Annotated in this window: 3 protein-coding genes; all 3 read right to left on the reverse strand. The window is 44.8% G+C overall.

The features are described from left to right. On the reverse strand, positions 1 to 243 hold a 243-nt coding region (locus QXV08_RS08650), incomplete at its 3' end, for an SDR family NAD(P)-dependent oxidoreductase (protein WP_342821544.1). 106 nt (positions 244 to 349) lie between these two features. Next, on the reverse strand, positions 350 to 1,180 hold the full coding sequence (locus QXV08_RS08655) for a putative CRISPR-associated protein (RefSeq protein WP_342821545.1): 831 nt from the start codon (positions 1,178 to 1,180) through the stop codon (positions 350 to 352). Positions 1,181 to 1,212: 32 nt separating this feature from the next. Further along, on the reverse strand, positions 1,213 to 1,735 hold a 523-nt coding region (locus tag QXV08_RS08660), incomplete at its 5' end, for a hypothetical protein (RefSeq protein WP_342821546.1).

The raw sequence follows: 1,735 nt of genomic DNA on the forward strand, positions 1-1,735 counted from the left end.
AGGGTTAGCAGCATAGTGGAAGACTACATCAGCACCTTTAACAGAGTCTTCAGCTACCTGAGGGTCCTTCAGATCTCCTTTCAACACCTCGACTTTCAAGCTACTTCTATGGTGCTCAATGTTCTCAGGTCTACCACTGCTGAAGTTATCAACAACCTTAACATACCAGCCATTCGAGACAAGCCTATCTACTAAGTGACTACCTATAAAGCCAGCTCCACCTGTTACAAGCGCTTTCTTCATGCTATCTCACCGAATCAATATACAATGTCTGCTGCCTGATCCCAACTGGGAACCTTAGATCTGGGTTGCATCTTAGATTCTTCCAGGAATGCTGCTACCTCTCGTGCTATAGCTTCATTGCTAGTTTTATTAAGTATTTTCTGAAGGCAGGTTTTTCCTCCTCTATGAATCCTCTTTCTCTTAGGTCTTCCAGGTTTAGTCCCTCGCCTCTCAGGAGGTCCTCTAATTCCGGCTCGCTGAAGGTCTTATAGGGATCTTCTAGCCTCTTTATCAGGTTAGTTAGTCTGTGGTCTATAGCTAGCTTGAGTAGCGGCACAGTGACTAGTTCATCGAATGTTTCGTGTATGTAGTATGCTTTCTGAGCGCCGGCGAGGGCTCCAGCTAATGCTAGGAAGGTACTCTCGGGCTTGAAGCCTCCTGTGAGGTTCAGGTATACTTTGATTCCTTTTGAGTTCCACTCAAGAATCTTATTAACGACTTTCTCGACTAAATCGACTAGGGAGTCTTCAAAGCTTTGTAAGTTCTTTCCTAAGTATTCAATCCTTATGGGGTCTTTTCTTAGCATAGTGTAGTTTAAGCTGCGCAGAAACTCATGAATTAGTGAGGCGCATAAATATCCTGTGCCGGAATTGCTACTAAACAAGTAGACGCTGACGTCCTTAGGAGGTGAGTGTTTAAAGCGACTGACAGCTCTCAAGAAAGCGTTTAATTCGGCGGAAGCTTTGAAATGGTTTTTTGAAACATATTCGTAGAGTGTATCAAAGATGGGATCGCCGCGCCTAGCAGCAGTGAGAGCTCTCTGTTGGTCTGGGTCGTCAAACCTCATAGTTCCCCAATTGCAAATATCTAGCTTTTCACATAAGTTCTTTTGATCCCTACTGAAGTTCCTCAGGATTGAGGTACCTACGGAAATTACATGAACCCACCTTACACTCAAGTTGGAACACCTCATGAAGCATGACGTTATTCTTAACTTTCTCCATGTCTTAAGCGGATCAGTACTAGGTCAAGTAGAGTCTTAGCGCTAACTAGCCTCTTCAGGCACGACCCTATATCCTCGCCTGACGCATGGTGTAGCCTCTCAGCAGAACCAGTTATTTCTCCTAGTAATCTACTCAGGTTTGTTAACCTATCTTCACGCAATGTAGAGATGTAGGAGTACGAAACTTCACGCCTAACTAACTGGTAGAGACTGCTCGCTCGATCATTGCACCCCCACAAGGCTCTCAGTTCCTCATCGCTTAAGGCACCTAAAGTAGATAGTAACTGAATATCTCTTCTGTATTCGCTCAACTTACTTATGTTGGTATCTTGTAGTGCGGACACAATGGCCTCTAGTGTGGCTAGCTTCGTGAGCGGTTGAGACCAGCCTGTTTGGTTGCTCCAGATATTCATTGAATTAACTACTTTGCAGACCTCGCCACACTTGACAACTCTGGGGCTCGTGAAAGGCTCTATTACTAACCCGCCTTTTCCTTCTGTCTTAACTCTC

It is taken from the genome of Desulfurococcus sp., from assembly GCF_038881575.1.
Taxonomy (GTDB): Archaea; Thermoproteota; Thermoprotei_A; order Sulfolobales; family Desulfurococcaceae; genus Desulfurococcus.